Genomic DNA, 16,083 nt, shown 5'->3' with positions numbered 1-16,083 from the left:
CGGATCACTGGAGAAAAACGACGCATGGCGAATGACGACCGTACCACGATAGTTGCCAGACGAACGCCGGAATCCGCGGCCATGACCGCCAACCTCAAGCGGGCGATGGCGATTACCGCCAGGATCAACCGGTTGACCTTCGACGATGCCGATGAAGTCCGAGCCTTGTTCAGTGAACTCGTCGGCAAGAAGGTCGACGACAGCTTCCTGTTGATCCCGCCGTTCTACACGAGCGGCGGGGTCGAGATCCGCGTCGGGCGCAACGTCTTCGTCAACCAGAATTGCACTTTCTATGACCTGGGCGGCCTCGACATTGCCGACGACGTGATGATCGGCCCGAACGTGAGCCTCATCACGTCCGGCCATCCCGTCGAACCTTCCCGGCGGCGCGAGGGCGTCATCGCAAAGCCCATCGTGATCGAGAGGAACGTCTGGATCGCCGCCGGCGCGACCATCATCGGCGGCGTAACCGTCGGCGAGAACTCGGTGGTGGCGGCAGGGTCCGTGGTCACGAAAGACGTTCCCCCGAATACGCTCGTCGGTGGAAATCCGGCGCGCGTCATTCGTTCGATTGCGGAGTAAGAACTGCCCCCGCATTTTTGAAAATCCGCTGTAACGGCGGAATCGCCGCGCTCGCACTCGCGCAACTATGAATAGCTCAATTGCTTGTTTGTAGTGAGATAAGCGATCGGCAAGAATGGCCCTGGCAAACTTTGGTCAGGACCACGATATGTCGAGCGCGCCCAGCCTTCAACTCGATTCCGCCACGCTCGTCGAAGAATACGACCGGCTTGGCATTCGCCAGTTTCATCACGGTCTGCAACTGCTCGACGTGCTCGGCTTGCGCGAAGGCGAACGCGTGCTCGACGTGGGTTGCGGTACGGGCCGTCTCACCGGATCGGCGGCGCAGCGCGTGGGCGCACACGGCGAGGTGCTCGGCCTCGATCCGTTGCCGCTGCGCGTGCAACGCGCGCTCGAACGCGCGCAGGGCCGATTCGCCGCGCGCGTCGGCCGCGCCGAAGCGCTGGAAACGGTGCCCGCTGCGCACTACGACGTGGTGTATTTCAACAGTGTGATTCACTGGATCCCCGATCAGGCGCAGGCGCTACGCGAAGCGTGGCGTGTGCTCAAGCCAGGCGGCCGGATCGGCTTCACGACCATGCCCGAAGAAGCCCCACACGATCTGCATGTCGTGCTGCATGCACTATTTGCAAGCGAGCCCGAATGGCAGCGCGCCGGAATCGGCGCGCCGAACAAGCTCACGCGCGAGCGCTCGGCAGCCCTGCTCCGGGGCGCCGGCTTCGAGGTGACGCACAACGAGATTCGCACCTTCGGCGACACCTTCGACAACGTCGACGATGTGCTCGCCTTCAGCCGGTCCAGTTCGTTTGGCAATTTCCTCTCCTCGCTCACGCCTGAAGACATCGCTCACGTGCGCGCAGGGCTCGCGAGTGCGCTCGAAGCGCATCGCAGCGCACGCGGCGGCTATGCACTCGCGCGGCGCATGATCATTGCGACGGCGCACAAGCCGCTCTCGCATTGAATCCTTGCCTTCCGTTCCGTAGCGAACGCCAACCCCAATCGAGGAGCACACATGAGCGCAGCACCGCGACGCCAGGGACAATTGAGCCTCGGCGCCTTCCTGATGGAGACGGGCCACCATATCGCCGCGTGGCGTCATCCGGATGCGCACGCCGCCGGCGGCCTCGATTTCGCGCACTACGCCGAACTGGCGCAAACGGCCGAGCGCGCTAAATTCGACGCCGTCTTTTTCGCCGATAGCGTGGGCGTGCGCGACACGCATGTGCCTTCGCTCTCGCGCACCGCACGCGCCGATCATTTCGAGCCGATCACGCTGCTCTCGGCGCTCTCGGTGGTCACGAAACACATCGGGCTCATCGCCACGGTGTCGACCTCGTTCAACGAGCCCTATAACGTGGCCCGCAAGTTCGCCTCGCTCGACTATCTGAGCGGCGGCCGCTCGGGCTGGAATCTCGTGACGTCGAGCACCGAAACCGAAGCGCACAACTTCAGCCTCGACAAGCATCTCGATCACGCCGTGCGCTACGAGCGCGCGAAAGAGTTCTACGACGTGGTCTCCGGGCTTTGGGACAGTTGGGAAGACGACGCCTTCATTCGCGAGAAGGCGAGCGGCATCTACTTCGATCCGCAGAAGCTTCACACGCTGGACTATCGCGGCAAGCACTTCAAGGTACGCGGCCCGCTCAACGTCGCACGTTCGCCGCAAGGCTGGCCGGTCGTCGTACAGGCGGGCGCCTCGGAGGCCGGCAGGGAACTCGCGGCGCAAACTGCCGAAGTCATTTTCGTCGCGCATCAAACACTCGATGAAGCGAAGGAGTTCTATCGCGACGTGAAGGGGCGGCTCGCGCGTTACGGCCGCCGCCCCGAGCATCTCAGGATCATGCCGGGCATTTTCCCCGTGATCGGACGCACGCAGGAAGAAGCGCAGGAGAAGTTCGACGCGCTGCAGGCGCTGATCCATCCGAGCGTGGGATTGCAACTGCTCGCGAACATGTCAGGCGGCCTCGACCTCTCGCAGTATCCCGTGGACGGCCCCGTGCCCGACCTGCCGGAAACCAACGGCGGCAAGAGCCGGCAACGCCTGCTGCTCGATCTCGCGCGGCGCGACAACCTCACGATACGCGATCTTTATCTGCGCATTGCGGGCGCGCGCGGGCATCAACAGGTGATCGGCACGCCGCAAAGCATTGCCGACCAGCTTCAGCAATGGTACGAGGAAGAAGGTGCCGACGGCTTCAATATCATGTCGCCGTGGCTGCCCGGCGGCCTCACCGAATTCGTGCAGTACGTGGTGCCCGAATTGCAGCGTCGCGGACTCTTTCGCACGGAATATACGGGGCGCACGCTGCGCGAGCATCTTGGCTTGCCTCGTCCCGCGAACCGCTTCGCCACGCAGCGGGAAGACGCATTGCGCGTCGCGTCCTGATTCTGTCCGTCGCCGATCCACATTTCATTCCACGCCGAAATATTCGCACCGAAGATGCCCGCATACTGTCGATACACGCGCTATCCATGGGCCAAAACGAGCGACGATGCCGGCGCGCTGTTCGGGCGTGCGCGCAAGCGACCCTTTGCTGAGCGTGTCTTCAAAGCGGGCGCGGCCCCGGCTCCAGATCTTCGCGACGCCGCGCGGCGTGTCCTCCATCCATCCGAACCATGATGCGGGGAAATAACCCATCAGGCCGGTCAAAACCGGCATCACGACATGCCATTTCCAGAGCATGAGCGGCATGCTGCGCGGCGCGTAATCGCGCCAATACGCGTACTGCGTGCCGACGGTGAAGACGCGGCGAATGAGACGATTCGACGGCGCGAGCCCGATCAGGAAGCCGCCGATGCTATGCCCGACGACGTCGATCGGTTGCCCCGGGAACATGCTTCGCGCGTAGCGCAGCACCGCTTCGAAATCGCGTTCGCCCCATTCCAGCCAGCTCGCGTCGAGCGTTGCGAGCGCAACGGGCTGCGAGCCGCCAATGCCACGGTAGTCGTAGACCAGCACGTCGAAACCCTGCTGGTGCAGCCATGCGGCAAAGCGGAAATAGTAGTGGCAGCGCACCGACGTGGCCGAATTGACGATGACCACCGGACGCGACGCGTCCGCGTTCAGCCGGGCATGACGACGCCACACATAAGCGCGAAGCGTAAAGCCATCGGCGGCGGTGATGCCGACGGCGAGAGGACGCGCCCCGCCCGGATCGCCTGAATCCATGAACGTGCTCCATGAAGAAACCTGAGTGTCGATTTCACTTGACCTTGGCCGCCCGTTCAATCAATCTTTGCGCTGCTTTCGCATGAGGAAAACGCATGTCAGTGCCGCTCGTGAAACTCCCTCCTCTCGACCTCATTCGCGGTTTCGTCGCGGTGGGCCGGCGCATGAGCATCACGCTCGCCGCCGACGACTTGTGCGTGACCCAATCCGCCGTGAGCCGCCAGATCGCTGCGCTCGAAGAGGCGCTCGGCATGCGCCTTTTCAACCGCGGCTATCGTTCGATCTCGCTCACAGCGGAGGGCGAGCGCCTGCTGCGCGTTGCGGACAGCGCGGTGCAGCAGATGCAGGAAATCGTCGGCGCGCTGGCCGCGCGAGAGACGCGCCAGCCCGTGACGATTACCGCCAGCATCGGCATTGCCGGCCTGTGGCTGCTGCCGCGTATCGGCGAGCTGCAACGCCTGCTTCCCGATATCGATCTGCGCCTTGCGACCTCCGAGAAAGTGCTTGATCTGCGCGCCGAAGGCATCGACCTCGCTCTGCGTTACGCGCCGGCCCGCATTGCGCCGGAGGCGGCGAATCGCGCGGTACATCTGTACGACGAATATGTATTGCCGGTCGCGCATCCTTCGTTGAATGTGAAGAAGCTCGACGCGGCCACGCTCGCGCGCCACGTGCTGCTCGAATTCGAGGGCGTGCGCCGCCCGATGCTGCGCTGGGCAGATCATCTGGGCGCACGCGGCCTCGCCAGCGCGCCGCTTCGCGGCGTGCTGCGTTTCAACCAGTACGACCAGGTCATTCAGGCCGCCATTGCCGGCCGCGGTATCGCACTCGGGCGCCTCGCCCTCGTGCAGCCGCTGCTTGCCGACGGCCGGCTCGCCGCGATCGGCAATGCGCCCGCCGAGGGCCCGACTGGCTATGCCTACTGGCTGCATCAGGCCGACGAAGCACCGCGCGACGACGTGCGCGCCGTCATCGGCTGGATCGTCGACCAGGCTCGCCAAAGCCAAATCGCATGAGCAAAGCGCATGCGAAGCGTGCCAAAAACTCGCTTGAGCCAACTCGCCGTCCTGCGCTCTACTAGACGCAATACGGCGCAACTGCGAAGCGCCCAGTGCGAGGAGGCGAACGATGAGCGGGATCGACGATGCATGGCGCCGCCGCTGGCTGCTCGTGATCGCAGGTGGCGTAGTGATGGGCGCGGCGCTCGGCGTGCGCAACGTGCAAGGGCTTTTCCTGTTGCCCGTCACGCTCGAGCGCGGCTGGTCGCGCGAGACCTTCGGCCTCGCGCTCGCGCTGCAAAACCTGCTGTGGGGCGTTGCGCAACCGCTCACGGGCATGATCTCCGACCGCTTCGGCTCCGCGCGCGTGATCTTCGCGGGCGCCCTGCTCTACGCGCTTGGACTCGCGATGATGGCACTGAGCGCGACGCCAGGCATCTACACGTTTGGCGTGGGCGTGGTGCTCGGCGTTGCACTGTCCGGAACCGCGTTCGGCGCCGTCTATGGCGCGCTCTCGCGGCTCTTCGCAGCCGAACAGCGTAGCTGGGCGCTGAGCGTGGCGGGCATGTTCGGCGGCCTGGGCCAATTCTGCGTCGTGCCGCTCACGCAAGGGATGATCGGCAGATTCGGCTGGGTCACCGCCATTCTCGTGCTCGCCGCCGTCATGCTCGCCAGCGCGCCGCTCGCGGCATGGCTGCGCGATCGTCCGGCGGAGCGCAGCGGCGCGATCGATACGCACGAGACCCTGCGCCGTGCGATTGGCAAAGCGTTCGCGCATCGCGGGTTCTGGCTGCTCAATCTGGGCTTTTTGTCGTGCGGCTTCCAGCTTGCGTTCATCGGCGCGCACCTGCCGGCATATTTGCTCGACAAAGGCATGAGCGCGCGCGAAGCGAGTCTGGCGCTCGCGCTGATCGCGCTGGCCAACACCGCGGGCACGTTTTTATGCGGTTACGCGGGCGGATTTTTGCGCCGCAAGTATCTGCTCTCGGCAATCTACTTCGCACGGACGGGCGTGATGGCGCTGTTCCTCGCCTTGCCGCTCTCGCCCCTCACGCTCTATGTATTCGCGTTCGCGATGGGGTTCATGTGGCTCGGCACCGTGCCGCTGACGAGCGGGATCGTTTCGCAGATGTTCGGCGTCCGCTATATCTCGACGCTCTTCGGCTTCGTGTTTCTCGGGCATCAGATCGGCAGTTTCTTCGGCGTCTGGCTGGGCGGCGTGGTGTTTGACGCGACGCATAGCTACAGCCTGCTCTGGCAGGGCTCGATTGCGCTCGGCATCATCGCTGGATTGATGCACTTGCCGATCGACGACGTGCGGGTCGTGCAGCGCGCCATGATCGCGGGCCAGCCTTCGTGAGCGAGGCGTTGGCCGTGCGCATCGTGCAGGTCATGCTGGCCGTTTCATTCGGAGCGCTTATTGTCTGGACGTTCGTCGAGTATCTCGTACCCTCGACGATAGTTGCCTTGCTCTCTGGCGCCGCGTTTTGCCGATGATCGAGCCGCTTTTGGCCTGCTGGTGGCCGCTTACTTGATCAACTGCAGTATGTCGCGGAATCGCGGGTGCTGGCTCGAGCGCAGCCATTCGAACGCGACCATCTCGACCGTCGCCACTTCGGCGCCCGCCTTGTTCAGCCGCGCAATGGCCGCCTCTTTGTCGACGGCTTTGCGCGAACCCATCGCATCGATAACGAGAGTGACCGATAGGCCGCGACGCAGCAAACCGATTGCCGTTTGCAATACGCAGACATGCGCCTCGCATCCCGCGACGATGGCTCGGGTTCGCCCTTCAGGCAGCGCTTCAAACAGACCATCGGCGGTAGCGTCGAAATGGTGCTTTGCAACAGTCATCAAGCACAGATCTTTTATTTCCTGCGCGTTTTCGCCGAGTGCGCCCGGATTCTGTTCTGTCCCGATGACCGGAACATCGAGACCTCGAGCAATCCGCCCGAGCCTGAGGGCTTGCGCGGTAACGGATGCGCCGTCGTGAATCGCAGGCATCAGTCTCGTTTGCAAGTCGATCAGAACTACGATCGATTCAGAAGGGCTATGCAGCATCACGAATCCTTTTCGCAGATTGCAGTGCGCAAAAGTGGCACCTGTCAGGGATATTACTAAGTATGCGACAAATGGTCGCCATGCGACTCTATGTCCCAATGCCATTCCCCATGGAGCCAGGCATGCAAGCAGAGACGCTAAAGAAAGCAAGAGCCGCCACTTTTCTCACGCGGTCGGCGCTGTGTCTGATGCTGTTGCCAGTTGCCTGTCTCGTCTGGGCGCTCCAGGCGTATCCGCCACAAGAAGCGATTTGGGTTTGCTTCTCGCTGGCAATCTATATCTGGCCATTCGCCGGAGTCCTGTTTGTGATCTCGGCGGGATTCCACGTCGGCACCCACGGTCGCCGGCTCGAAAAGGACGCCGGATTCCGCGAGGCGCATGGGCACTAACTAGCCCGCGCGCCGTTCTGCCAGACGATCTGCTGTCGTTGCCCGTATAGAAGCCTGCTGGAATCAGCAGGCTTCTGAAGCGCGGGATCTGCGAGGGCATTAGCACCTGAGCGATGCCCGTGGTCAGCAGTGGGTAGGCCAGCCCCGTCAACAGCATGAAAAACACTGCCGACACCAGCGCCGGTCGCATCAACGCCCGCAGCGACGGCGCGGGTGACGCGGCGCCTTGCGCGGGTTCAGCGACCGCGCGCGCACTCTGCACATTCGAATTCATTCGGCATCCTTAGAACAAATGTCCATTGGTCAGCATCAGATGCTCGACCACGGGGCCGAGCGCGAGCGCCGGGAAGAAGGTCAGACCACCTACGAGCACCACCACGAACACGAGCAGCGCCGTGAATAGCGGCGTCGCGGTCGGCAGCGTGCCGGGCCCTTCCGGCACGGTCTTCTTCATCGCGAGGGAGCCCGCCACCGCGAGCATGGGCAGCAGCGTGAAATAGCGGCCGAACAGCATCGCGAAGGCAATCGTCGTATTGAAGAACGGCGTGTTCGAATTCAGGCCCGCGAACGCGGAACCGTTGTTCGCCGTGCCCGAGGCTGATTCCCTCCGCGCTGGCCTACACGTTCGGCAGCATGCTGCTGCGCCGCCGCCAGGGTTGGGCGTTCTTTGCCGCGTTCAGCGCGATGTTCGTGGTTTGCGTGGCGCTGATCTATGGGGCGGAGCACGGCGGCAATCCGAACTTCGCACCGTTGCACGCGGACCAGCAGGCGAGTCAACGGCAGGCCGGTGGCAACATGGAAGGCAAGGAGCTGCGTTTTGGCATCGCCCAGACGAGCATGTTCGTCGGCGGGACGCAGCATGCAGAGCATGTGCAGTGTGTTGGTGAGCGGCGTCGGGTTTTCGAACGGATGCGCCGCGTTCATGCCGAAGAAGCCGCCGCCGTAGGTGCCGATATGCTTGATCGACTCGAGGCTGGCGACCGGCCCCAGCACGATGTGCTGCTGCGCGCCTTCGAGCGTCGTCGCGACCGTCTCGCTCGCGAGGGTCTGCGGCATGCCCTGCCAGACATAGACCAGCGCCATGAGCAGGGAAAGCGGCAGCAGCACGCGATAGAGCACGCGCGTGAAGTCGACCCAGTAGTTGCCGATCTCCGCGACGCTGCGGCGACCAAGGCCGCGTATGAAACCCGCGGCGGCGGCCACACCGGCTGTGGCGCTGACCATCATCAGAAACGTGATGACAGCCATCTGCGAAAAGTTCGAGAGACTGCTTTCACCGGAATACGACTGCCAGTTCGTGTTGGTGATAAACGACGCCGCCGTATTGCGTTAAGAGCCCAACATCGGCCGCGCGCGATGGCAACGTCAGGCGCGCAATGTGCTTCGACCTATTGCGCCTGGTGAAAGGCGGGTTGATCGCACTTTCGCCAATGGCGTTGTTTGCACTGCACCCAGGCCGAAATCACAAGGAGAGGAACGATGACCCTGCTCATCTATCTGATCGGATGGATCATTTTTATCGGCGGCGTGGCGTGGGCATTGATGGCGCTGCATGTTGCGCTGCACATCATCGAGATCGTGGCGGTGATACTGCTCGGCGTCGCGGTGATCACGGGCGCCACGCGCGCGCGCAATCGCGACCGGTCGACGTAGCCATAGAGGGTCGAGTCACGGGACTGCGCAGCCCGACTACGCCACACACGGCCATGCCAAGATCGGCAAAACTCGTGACTTTCGCCTCGCAAGCGCGCGCAAGCTGCAAATCGTGGCTCGAAAAGAAGACCGCGCTGTCTTTGGCCAGATTCCTGAACAGATCGATGAGAACCGCGCGCGCGGCGGCGTCGAGTCCGTTGCCCGGCTCGTCAGCAATGACGACGGCGGGCTCGCCCAGCATCGTCGCCGTCAGGAATATTTTCTTGCGGGTGCCGAGCGACATCTGCTCGAAGCGCTTCTCGAGGTGCGGAGCGAGGCCGAAGCGGTGCGCAAAATCGAGCGTGCGGGCGTCGACGACTGTCTTCTTTGTCGACGCCACGAGTTCGAGAAACGCCCGGCCCGTCTGGAACGGATACGCCATGCAGTCGTCGGGCACATAGGCCAGCGCGGATTTCGCCTTGAGCGCATCGGTACGCAGCGAATGACCGTCGAGCCAGACCTCCCCCTCGTCGGCGTCGATCGCGCCGGCAAGGATGCCGAGCAGCGTGGACTTGCCGCTGCCGTTTTCATCGCAGAGGGCCACGCATCCAGCGCCGCTGGCGTGATGCAGTCCCTGAAAGATAACGCGCTCGCCAAAGCGTTTGCTGAGGTTTTCGAATCGAAGCATGGTGGAATCAATCAAGTGAACAATGGCCAGACGACAGCGACCAGACCGCGGCCGACATCGTACCGAGCAGGACGGATTGTCGGGGCGCGTACCGTTGCGGGAGATACAGCAAGGCGATAAGCGGGGTTCCCTTAACGCAGTCGCGAAATCGTGCACGAGGTGGTGGACTCGATATCGTGCCACGCCGGCTGCGGTGCAACAACCGCACTCCCCTTTCGTCCGCACGCCCGCATCGATTATTTAAAATAACCAACAAATAACTTTCATATCTATTTCTTTACCTTCTTTCGATTTTTTATCCAGTCAACTATGGCGGGATCTAAATGCAATGTTATATCATTTCATTTAGATCCCGCGACAAGGCGAAGCTTTGTGAGGTACGCGCGGAAAACAATAACGCTTCCAGACCGCATCATGATCCACCGCACACTCATCGCCCGCGCGGCGCTAGTCTCGTTCGCCATGATCACGGCCAGTCAGGCGCAGGCCGCAGACGCCGACACCACACTCAACGGCATAGTGAAGGACACGACCGGGAAGCCGGTGGATCATGCCGCTGTCGTGCTCCAGGATGCGAGCGGCACTCAGGCAGGACAGACCACGACCGATGCGACCGGACACTTCGAACTCCTTCACGTCGCCACGGGCACTTATGCCGTGACCGTAACGGCGCCCGGTTTCGCCGCCGCTTCGCAGATCTCGACCACGGCGCCGGCGAGTCCGGCCAGCGTGGCCGTGGTTCTGGGCAAGGGCGACATGCTCGACGTGCAGGTCAATGCGAAGCGGCTCAACGCGGCACGCAACGGCCTGCTGCCGGAGACGGGCAGCAGCATCTACCGGATCACCCAGGCCGACATCCAGGCCATGCCGCAGGGCGAAAACACGCCGCTGAACCAGGTGCTGCTGCAGGCCCCCGGCGTCGCGGACGACTCATACGGCCAACTGCATGTACGGGGCGACCACGCCGACCTGCAATACCGGATCAACGGCGTTCTGATTCCCGAGCCGATCAGCGGTTTCGGGCAATCGCTCGATACGCGCATCATCGACCAGGTCAATCTCCTGACCGGCGCGCTGCCGGCCGAATACGGCTACCGCACAGCCGGCATCGTGGATATCCGCACCAAATCGGGCGATCTCGGCAACGGCGGCTCGATCGATGTCTACGGCGGCAGCCACCAGACCATCCAGACGAGCGCCGATGTCTACGGCAGCAAGGGCGATTTCAGCTATTTCTTCAGCGGCTCGCTGGGCGAAAACAATCTCGGCATCGAGGCGCCCACCGCGTCGCCGAGCCCGATTCACGATCACACGCGCCAGGGCAATGCCTTCGGGTATATGTCGTACATCATCAACCCGCTCACGCGCGTGAGCGTGATGTTCGGCACGACAGCCAACCAGTTCGAGATCCCGAATACGCCCGGCCTCACGCCAAACTTCATGCTCGCCGGCGTGCCGACGTTCGATTCCGCCAACCTGAACGAAACCCAGTCGGAGCTGAACAACTTCGCGGTCGTCGCGCTGCAGGGGACCAACGGCGGCGCCCTCGACTATCAGGTTGCGCTTTTCACGCGCTATACGCGCACCCAGTTCAACCCGGACCCGGTCGGCGACCTGATCTTCAACGGCGTCGCCTCGCAGGACTTCCACAGCGATACCGCCAACGGCCTGCAGGCCGATACCACGTACCGGCTGAACGACCACCACACGCTGCGCGCCGGCGTGCTCTTTCAGCAGGAGCATGCGAACTTCTGGGACAACGTGACCGTTTTCCCCGCCGACGCCAATGGCAATCAGACCTCGGATGTGCCCTTTACGCTTTCCGATTCGAGCAGCAAGACGGGCTACCTGTACAGCGCGTATCTCCAGGACGAGTGGAAAATCAACGACAGGCTGACCCTGAACTACGGCCTGCGCTATGACGGCATGGACGAATACGTGCAGGCAAACCAGTTGAGTCCGCGCATTGGCGCTGTGTTCAAGCTGACGCCCACCACGACATTTCATGCCGGCTACGCGCGTTACTTCACGCCGCCTTCGTTCGAACTGGTTTCCAGCTCCACCATCAGCCGCTTCAATGGCACGACTAATCAAAGCGAGGTCACGCAGAACGATCCGGTGCAGCCCGAGCGCGCCGATTACTTCGATCTTGGCGTGACCCAGCAGATCGGCACGGATCTCACGCTGGGGCTGGACGCGTATTACAAGAAGGCGCACAACCTGCTCGACCTCGGCCAGTTTGGCGCGGCGCTCATCTATACGCCGTTCAACTACCAGTACGGGCGTGTTTACGGCGTCGAATTCACGGCCAACTACAAGCATGAAAACGTGTCGGCGTATCTGAACCTCGCCTACAGCCGCGCGATGGGCAAGAACATCACTTCCGGCCAGTTCAATTTCGGCGCGGACGAACTGGCCTATATCAGCAACAACTGGGTATTCCTCGATCACGACCAGCGCGTGACTGCGTCCTTCGGCGGCGCCTACAACTGGCATCGCACCACCTTCACGATGGACGGCACGGCAGGCAGCGGCCTGCGCAACGGCTTTGCCAATACCGGCAAGATGCCCTTCTATGCACAGATCAATCTGGCCGTCATCGAGCATTTCAACCTGCCCGTGGTCGGCAAGATGGATGGGCGTGTCGTGGTGATCAACGCTTTCGGCAGAACCTACGCGTTGCGCGACGGTTCCGGCATCGGCGTGTTCGCGCCTCAGTACGGTCCCTATCGCGCGTTCTATGCAGGCCTGACCAAATACTTTTGACAGAACCAGATAACCGGGTGCTTCCATGCAAGACTGGACAGGAATCGTGCAAGCCGCGCGGGTCGGCGGGTGGGTCGTTTATCCGCTCACGCTGCTCGCCATCGTTGCGCTCGTCATCACGCTCGATCGCGCTTGGGTGTTCTGGCGCTTCGCGGTCATTCCCGCCGCCCCGCAGGCGCAAGCCCACGCAGCCGACGAGCCCGATCGCCCCGCCGCGCTTCTGCGACTCCCCCCGCAGCACGCACTGCGCAGGCTGCTCGAACCGTTGATCGGTCACGCGGCAAAGCCCGCATGGTGGATCGAAGCCAGAGCGGGCGCGCTCGCACTCGACGTGCAGCGCGACATGTCGAGAGGGCTGTGGGTGCTCGAAACAATCGTGACAGCCGCACCGCTGCTCGGCCTGCTGGGGACGATCGTCGGCATGATGCATGCGTTCCGGCTGATCGGAAATAGCGGCCTCGTCAATCCCGGCGGGGTGACCGGCGGCGTGGCGCAGGCGCTGGTGGCGACCGCCATCGGCCTCGTGATCGCACTGGTCTCGCTGTTCGCCTTCAACTATTTTTCAAGGCGTATCGACCGGCTCATGGACGAACTCGAAGCGATCGTCAGCACGTGGCTCAGCAACGTGAGACTCGCCCAGGAACACGAGGCGCAAACGTCATGAAGCTGCGCCGTTCCAGGGCATCGAAGCGCGGTCGCATCGAGATCATTCCGATGATCGATGTGATGTTCTTCCTGCTCGCTACTTTCATGCTCGCGTCGCTCACGATGCAGCGGCTCGACGCAGTCAAACTCGATCTGCCGCGCGGCACGGCGCAACCGCTTGCCGCGCAGCAGCCCCTCACGCTCAGCGTAAGCCGCAGCGGACAGATCGCCGTGAACCGCCAGGACGTGCCGCTGAATGACGTAGCGGGAACGATAAAGCGCCTGCTCGCTGCCGATGGAAACGTCGTCGTCGCCGCGGATGCCGGGGCTCCGAACGGGCTGGTCGTGCAGGCCATGCTGCAGGCCCGTCTGGGCGGAGCCGGCCATTTCCTCATTGCGGTCCACCGTGACCAGCCGTAGCATCGCGCGCTTCGTCAGGCTGCTTGACGCGCGCGGCCCGCGAGCCGTGGCCGGATGCGTCGTGGCGCTCGCGGTGTGGACCGCATTCGTCAGTATCTTCGTGGCCGGTCTTGCGGAAAATCCGGAACCCGCCCGTCCGTTGACGCTCGATGCCCGCATAGTAGAGGTCATTACGCCGGCGCCGCCTCATCCGCCTACCACGGTCGCACGCCCTGCTCCGAACATCGCAACACCATCACGCCCTGTGCACGTGGTTCGGCCGATAAATCGGCCTGCGGCACCGGCTCCCACGCCGTTGCCTGCGCATACCGAATCTCCATTGCCTGCGGCTGCAGCTGCGCCGCCGGCCAGCACAACAGCCCATGCCAGCGCCGAAAGCGCATCGGCTAGCTCCGCCCTGTCCGGCACCCGCTCTGCAGCGTCCGGCGATACCACCGCACATCCGCTCATCCAGCCGCTGCCGGTGCTTCCCGATGACCTGCGCGAGTCTGCGTATCAGGCCATCGCGCTAGCTCGCTTCACTATTCATCCGGACGGTTCGGTCGACGTCGCGCTCGTCAGACCCACCCAGAACCCGCGCCTGAACCAGCTGCTGCTGGAGACGCTTCGAAACTGGCATTTTTTCCCTGCAATGAAGCAGGGGCATCCGGTCGAAAGCGAACAGGACATCCGCGTCCATTTCAATATCGAGTGAGTCCGGCAGCGCGGCTGCCGACATATACTCGTCGTGCCGCGCCGAAAAACGCCTCGAAAGCCTCGACGGCTCGAGTCTGGTGCGACCCCTTAAATCTGCCGCAATAGTGACTTCGTGATTTGAAATGAGCGATAGCGTGGAGTACAAACGGCTCGTCGACCTTCCTGGACTGGTTCTTGGCACCGGTCGTTTCAAGGCGTTCAATTTCAACCGGCACTACCATCTTGACTATCACGTCGGGCTCGTGACCGAAGGGATTCAGCGCCAATGCGTGAACGGAGAGGCCGTGTTGCTCGGGCCAGGTCGCATCTCCTTGATGCCGCCCGGCGAGATGCATGACGGCGCTGCAGAAAGCGGCCTTGCTTATACACTGAAGACCTTCAGGCTGTCCCAGGACCTGCTGCAAGACGCCATGACCGAGGTAACGGACCCGGATCGCGAGCCCGAGCCCGAGCTGAAAGCCATGATGATCGAGGATCCGACGCTGGCCGCGCGCTTGTTGCAGCTCCACGATGCGATGCGATCGTCGCCGGATGCTTCCTCGCTATCCGTGCAGTCGGAATGGCTTTCCCTGCTTTATGTCCTGTTTAACCGTTCGGGTGCCATCAAGCTGGTGGCCGTAAAAGGCACGCTCTCGCCAATGCATCGGCAACGGCTCAAAGACTATTGCCTGTTCCATCTAGCCGAAAAAATCACGCTCGACGAATTGGCCACCTTGTGCGATCTGGGGCGCTTTCATTTTTTGCGTCGATTCAAGCAGACGGTCGGCATGACGCCTCACGCCTGGCGGCTGCGTCTGCGACTGGAACACGCGTGCGCCTTGCTGGGACGCGGTAAGCCAACCATTGCCGAAGTCGCCCAGGGCGTCGGGTTCTACGATCAAAGCCATTTCAACAGGGCGTTCCGTCACGCGTTCGGCGTGGCCCCGTCCGCATACTGAGCCGATGGGCCTTCGATCGCCTCGCGCGTCAATTTTTTACAAGCCAGCCACCCCCTTCCTCTTTAGGATCAGCAGCAGTTCGGCAACGGTTGGTCCGATCGCAAACCTGGAAGCCCATCGCAATGAATCTGCACTTTGAAACCCCTTTGGTGGAGTCGCGCGCCTTGAGCGTCCCTGGTGAACAATCCGTGTGGCTCAAGCTCGACGCCTTGCAGCCATGTGGATCATTCAAGATCCGGGGCATCGGCCATGCTTGCGCTGTCCACCAAAGCCGTGGCGCGCAGCGTTTCGTTTCCTCGTCCGGGGGGAATGCGGGTCTTGCCGTGGCTTATGCGGGCCGGCGCCTGGGCATTCCAGTGCTTGTCGTGGTGCCGGAAACGACGACGGAGCGCGCCAAAGAGTTGCTCCGCCTCGAAGGTGCCGAGGTCGTGGTGCACGGCGGTTCCTGGCAAGAGGCAAACCAGTTCGCGCAGACTTTGCTGGGCGCGACGGACGCGTTTCTGCATCCCTTCGACGATCCACTGCTGTGGCACGGCCATGCCTCGATGATCGATGAAGTGGCCCAGGCTCGCTTCAAGCCGGACGCCGTCGTACTTTCCGTCGGCGGGGGCGGTCTGCTTGCTGGCGTGGTGGAAGGTCTGCAGCGCAATCGTTGGCACGACGTGCCGGTGTTGGCCGTCGAAACCGATGGCGCCGCTTCGCTCCATGCCGCTGTCGAGGCGGGTCACACGGTGGCGTTGGCCTGTATCTCCAGCGTCGCCACTTCGCTCGGCGCGAAGCGGGTGTGCGAGCAGGCGTTGCGCTGCGTGCGCGAGCACCCTGTCCACAGCCTCGTCGTGTCAGATTCCAGCGCACTCGCGGCCTGCGAGCGTTTTCTCGCGGATCACCGCATTCTGGTCGAACCGGCTTGCGGCGCAGCGCTGTCTGTCGCCTACGACAGGCATCCGGCATTGGCCAGATACAAGAAGATTCTGGTTATCGTATGCGGCGGCGCGACGGCCACCATCGATCAGATACGCGCGTGGGCTAGCGAGGCAGAAAGCCGATGACCTTGTGCCCGCAACGGCGGAAACGGTAGAATCTTCTCCGCCGAAAATAGAGT

General features: G+C 62.8%; 16 protein-coding genes and 4 pseudogenes. 14 read left to right on the top strand and 6 right to left on the bottom strand.

What is annotated here, in order from left to right; all coding sequences use genetic code 11:
* Window positions 1-24: 24 nt before the first annotated feature.
* The 3 genes from M3I56_RS19745 to M3I56_RS19735 all read left to right on the top strand — a co-directional run bounded on the left by M3I56_RS19745 (window position 25) and on the right by M3I56_RS19735 (window position 2,968).
* Entirely contained in the window at window positions 25-582 is a 558-nt protein-coding gene (locus tag M3I56_RS19745; protein ID WP_254355431.1) for a sugar O-acetyltransferase, read from the top strand.
* 148 nt (window positions 583-730) lie between these two features.
* Window positions 731-1,543 carry a class I SAM-dependent methyltransferase gene (locus tag M3I56_RS19740; RefSeq protein WP_254355430.1) on the top strand — a complete coding sequence of 271 codons (813 nt, stop codon included), beginning with the start codon at window positions 731-733 and terminating at the stop codon, window positions 1,541-1,543.
* Between the two features lie 51 nt (window positions 1,544-1,594).
* Complete coding sequence (locus M3I56_RS19735) at window positions 1,595-2,968, top strand: LLM class flavin-dependent oxidoreductase (protein ID WP_254355429.1); 1,374 nt, start codon at window positions 1,595-1,597, stop codon at window positions 2,966-2,968.
* Between the two features lie 93 nt (window positions 2,969-3,061).
* Here the strand turns inward: M3I56_RS19735 and M3I56_RS19730 are convergent.
* Window positions 3,062-3,751 (bottom strand): annotated as a pseudogene (locus tag M3I56_RS19730) (alpha/beta fold hydrolase); the annotation flags it as partial.
* Window positions 3,752-3,846: 95 nt separating this feature from the next.
* On the opposite strand from M3I56_RS19730, the gene M3I56_RS19725 reads away from it, so the two are divergent.
* Window positions 3,847-4,767: a LysR substrate-binding domain-containing protein gene (locus M3I56_RS19725; RefSeq protein WP_254355428.1), complete on the top strand. Its 921-nt coding sequence runs from the start codon at window positions 3,847-3,849 to the stop codon at window positions 4,765-4,767.
* A gap of 112 nt (window positions 4,768-4,879) precedes the next feature.
* Complete coding sequence (locus M3I56_RS19720; protein WP_254355427.1) at window positions 4,880-6,109, top strand: MFS transporter; 1,230 nt, start codon at window positions 4,880-4,882, stop codon at window positions 6,107-6,109.
* 167 nt (window positions 6,110-6,276) lie between these two features.
* On the opposite strand, the gene M3I56_RS19715 is transcribed toward M3I56_RS19720, so the two are convergent.
* On the bottom strand, window positions 6,277-6,807 hold the full coding sequence (locus M3I56_RS19715; RefSeq protein WP_254355426.1) for an isochorismatase family protein: 531 nt from the start codon (window positions 6,805-6,807) through the stop codon (window positions 6,277-6,279).
* A gap of 122 nt (window positions 6,808-6,929) precedes the next feature.
* Between M3I56_RS19715 and M3I56_RS19710 the strand changes: the two genes are divergently transcribed.
* Window positions 6,930-7,196, top strand: a complete 267-nt coding sequence (locus M3I56_RS19710; protein WP_254335190.1) for a hypothetical protein — start codon at window positions 6,930-6,932, stop codon at window positions 7,194-7,196.
* A gap of 100 nt (window positions 7,197-7,296) precedes the next feature.
* On the opposite strand, the pseudogene M3I56_RS41105 reads toward M3I56_RS19710, so the two are convergent.
* Together M3I56_RS41105 and M3I56_RS19705 are read right to left on the bottom strand one after the other, a co-directional pair.
* Window positions 7,297-7,386, bottom strand: a pseudogene (locus M3I56_RS41105) (potassium-transporting ATPase subunit C); the annotation flags it as partial.
* Between the two features lie 93 nt (window positions 7,387-7,479).
* Window positions 7,480-7,755: a potassium-transporting ATPase subunit KdpA gene (locus M3I56_RS19705; RefSeq protein WP_375541758.1), complete on the bottom strand. Its 276-nt coding sequence runs from the start codon at window positions 7,753-7,755 to the stop codon at window positions 7,480-7,482.
* Between the two features lie 38 nt (window positions 7,756-7,793).
* On the opposite strand from M3I56_RS19705, the pseudogene M3I56_RS19700 reads away from it, so the two are divergent.
* Window positions 7,794-8,060 (top strand): annotated as a pseudogene (locus M3I56_RS19700) (potassium-transporting ATPase subunit KdpA); the annotation flags it as partial.
* Window positions 8,061-8,066: 6 nt separating this feature from the next.
* Here M3I56_RS19700 and M3I56_RS19695 read toward each other — a convergent pair.
* Window positions 8,067-8,522 (bottom strand): annotated as a pseudogene (locus tag M3I56_RS19695) (potassium-transporting ATPase subunit KdpA); the annotation flags it as partial.
* Window positions 8,523-8,675: 153 nt separating this feature from the next.
* Here M3I56_RS19695 and M3I56_RS19690 point away from each other — a divergent pair.
* Window positions 8,676-8,849 (top strand): hypothetical protein, encoded by a 174-nt coding sequence (locus M3I56_RS19690; protein ID WP_169739108.1) that lies wholly within the window; start codon window positions 8,676-8,678, stop codon window positions 8,847-8,849.
* Here the strand turns inward: M3I56_RS19690 and M3I56_RS19685 are convergent.
* Window positions 8,806-9,672, bottom strand: coding sequence for an ABC transporter ATP-binding protein (locus M3I56_RS19685; RefSeq protein ID WP_309249173.1), 867 nt, complete (start codon window positions 9,670-9,672; stop codon window positions 8,806-8,808). The genes M3I56_RS19690 and M3I56_RS19685 overlap by 44 nt on opposite strands.
* Window positions 9,673-9,930: 258 nt before the next feature.
* Here M3I56_RS19685 and M3I56_RS19680 point away from each other — a divergent pair, with 258 nt between their 5' ends.
* The 6 genes from M3I56_RS19680 to M3I56_RS19655 all read left to right on the top strand — a co-directional run bounded on the left by M3I56_RS19680 (window position 9,931) and on the right by M3I56_RS19655 (window position 16,030).
* A complete protein-coding gene (locus M3I56_RS19680) occupies window positions 9,931-12,282 on the top strand; it encodes a TonB-dependent receptor (RefSeq protein ID WP_254355425.1) in 2,352 nt (783 codons plus the stop codon).
* A 25-nt stretch (window positions 12,283-12,307) separates the two neighbouring features.
* Window positions 12,308-12,946 carry a MotA/TolQ/ExbB proton channel family protein gene (locus M3I56_RS19675; protein WP_254355424.1) on the top strand — a complete coding sequence of 213 codons (639 nt, stop codon included), beginning with the start codon at window positions 12,308-12,310 and terminating at the stop codon, window positions 12,944-12,946.
* Complete coding sequence (locus tag M3I56_RS19670; RefSeq protein ID WP_254355423.1) at window positions 12,943-13,347, top strand: biopolymer transporter ExbD; 405 nt, start codon at window positions 12,943-12,945, stop codon at window positions 13,345-13,347. Before M3I56_RS19675 ends, M3I56_RS19670 begins: the two co-directional genes overlap by 4 nt.
* A 61-nt stretch (window positions 13,348-13,408) precedes the next feature.
* The gene (locus M3I56_RS19665; protein WP_254355422.1) at window positions 13,409-14,041 is read left to right on the top strand and encodes an energy transducer TonB; all 633 of its coding nucleotides are present in this window, start codon (window positions 13,409-13,411) and stop codon (window positions 14,039-14,041) included.
* A 124-nt stretch (window positions 14,042-14,165) separates the two neighbouring features.
* On the top strand, window positions 14,166-14,981 hold the full coding sequence (locus M3I56_RS19660; RefSeq protein WP_254355421.1) for an AraC family transcriptional regulator: 816 nt from the start codon (window positions 14,166-14,168) through the stop codon (window positions 14,979-14,981).
* Between the two features lie 122 nt (window positions 14,982-15,103).
* Entirely contained in the window at window positions 15,104-16,030 is a 927-nt protein-coding gene (locus M3I56_RS19655) for a pyridoxal-phosphate dependent enzyme (protein WP_254355420.1), read from the top strand.
* The last annotated feature ends 53 nt before the right edge of the window (window positions 16,031-16,083 follow it).

Origin of the sequence: Paraburkholderia sp. CNPSo 3281, from assembly GCF_024206515.1 — a bacterium.
Lineage (GTDB): Bacteria > Pseudomonadota > Gammaproteobacteria > Burkholderiales > Burkholderiaceae > Paraburkholderia > Paraburkholderia nodosa.
The sequence above is the reverse complement of the archived record's forward strand: the minus strand, read 5'-3'. Positions and strand labels throughout refer to the sequence as shown.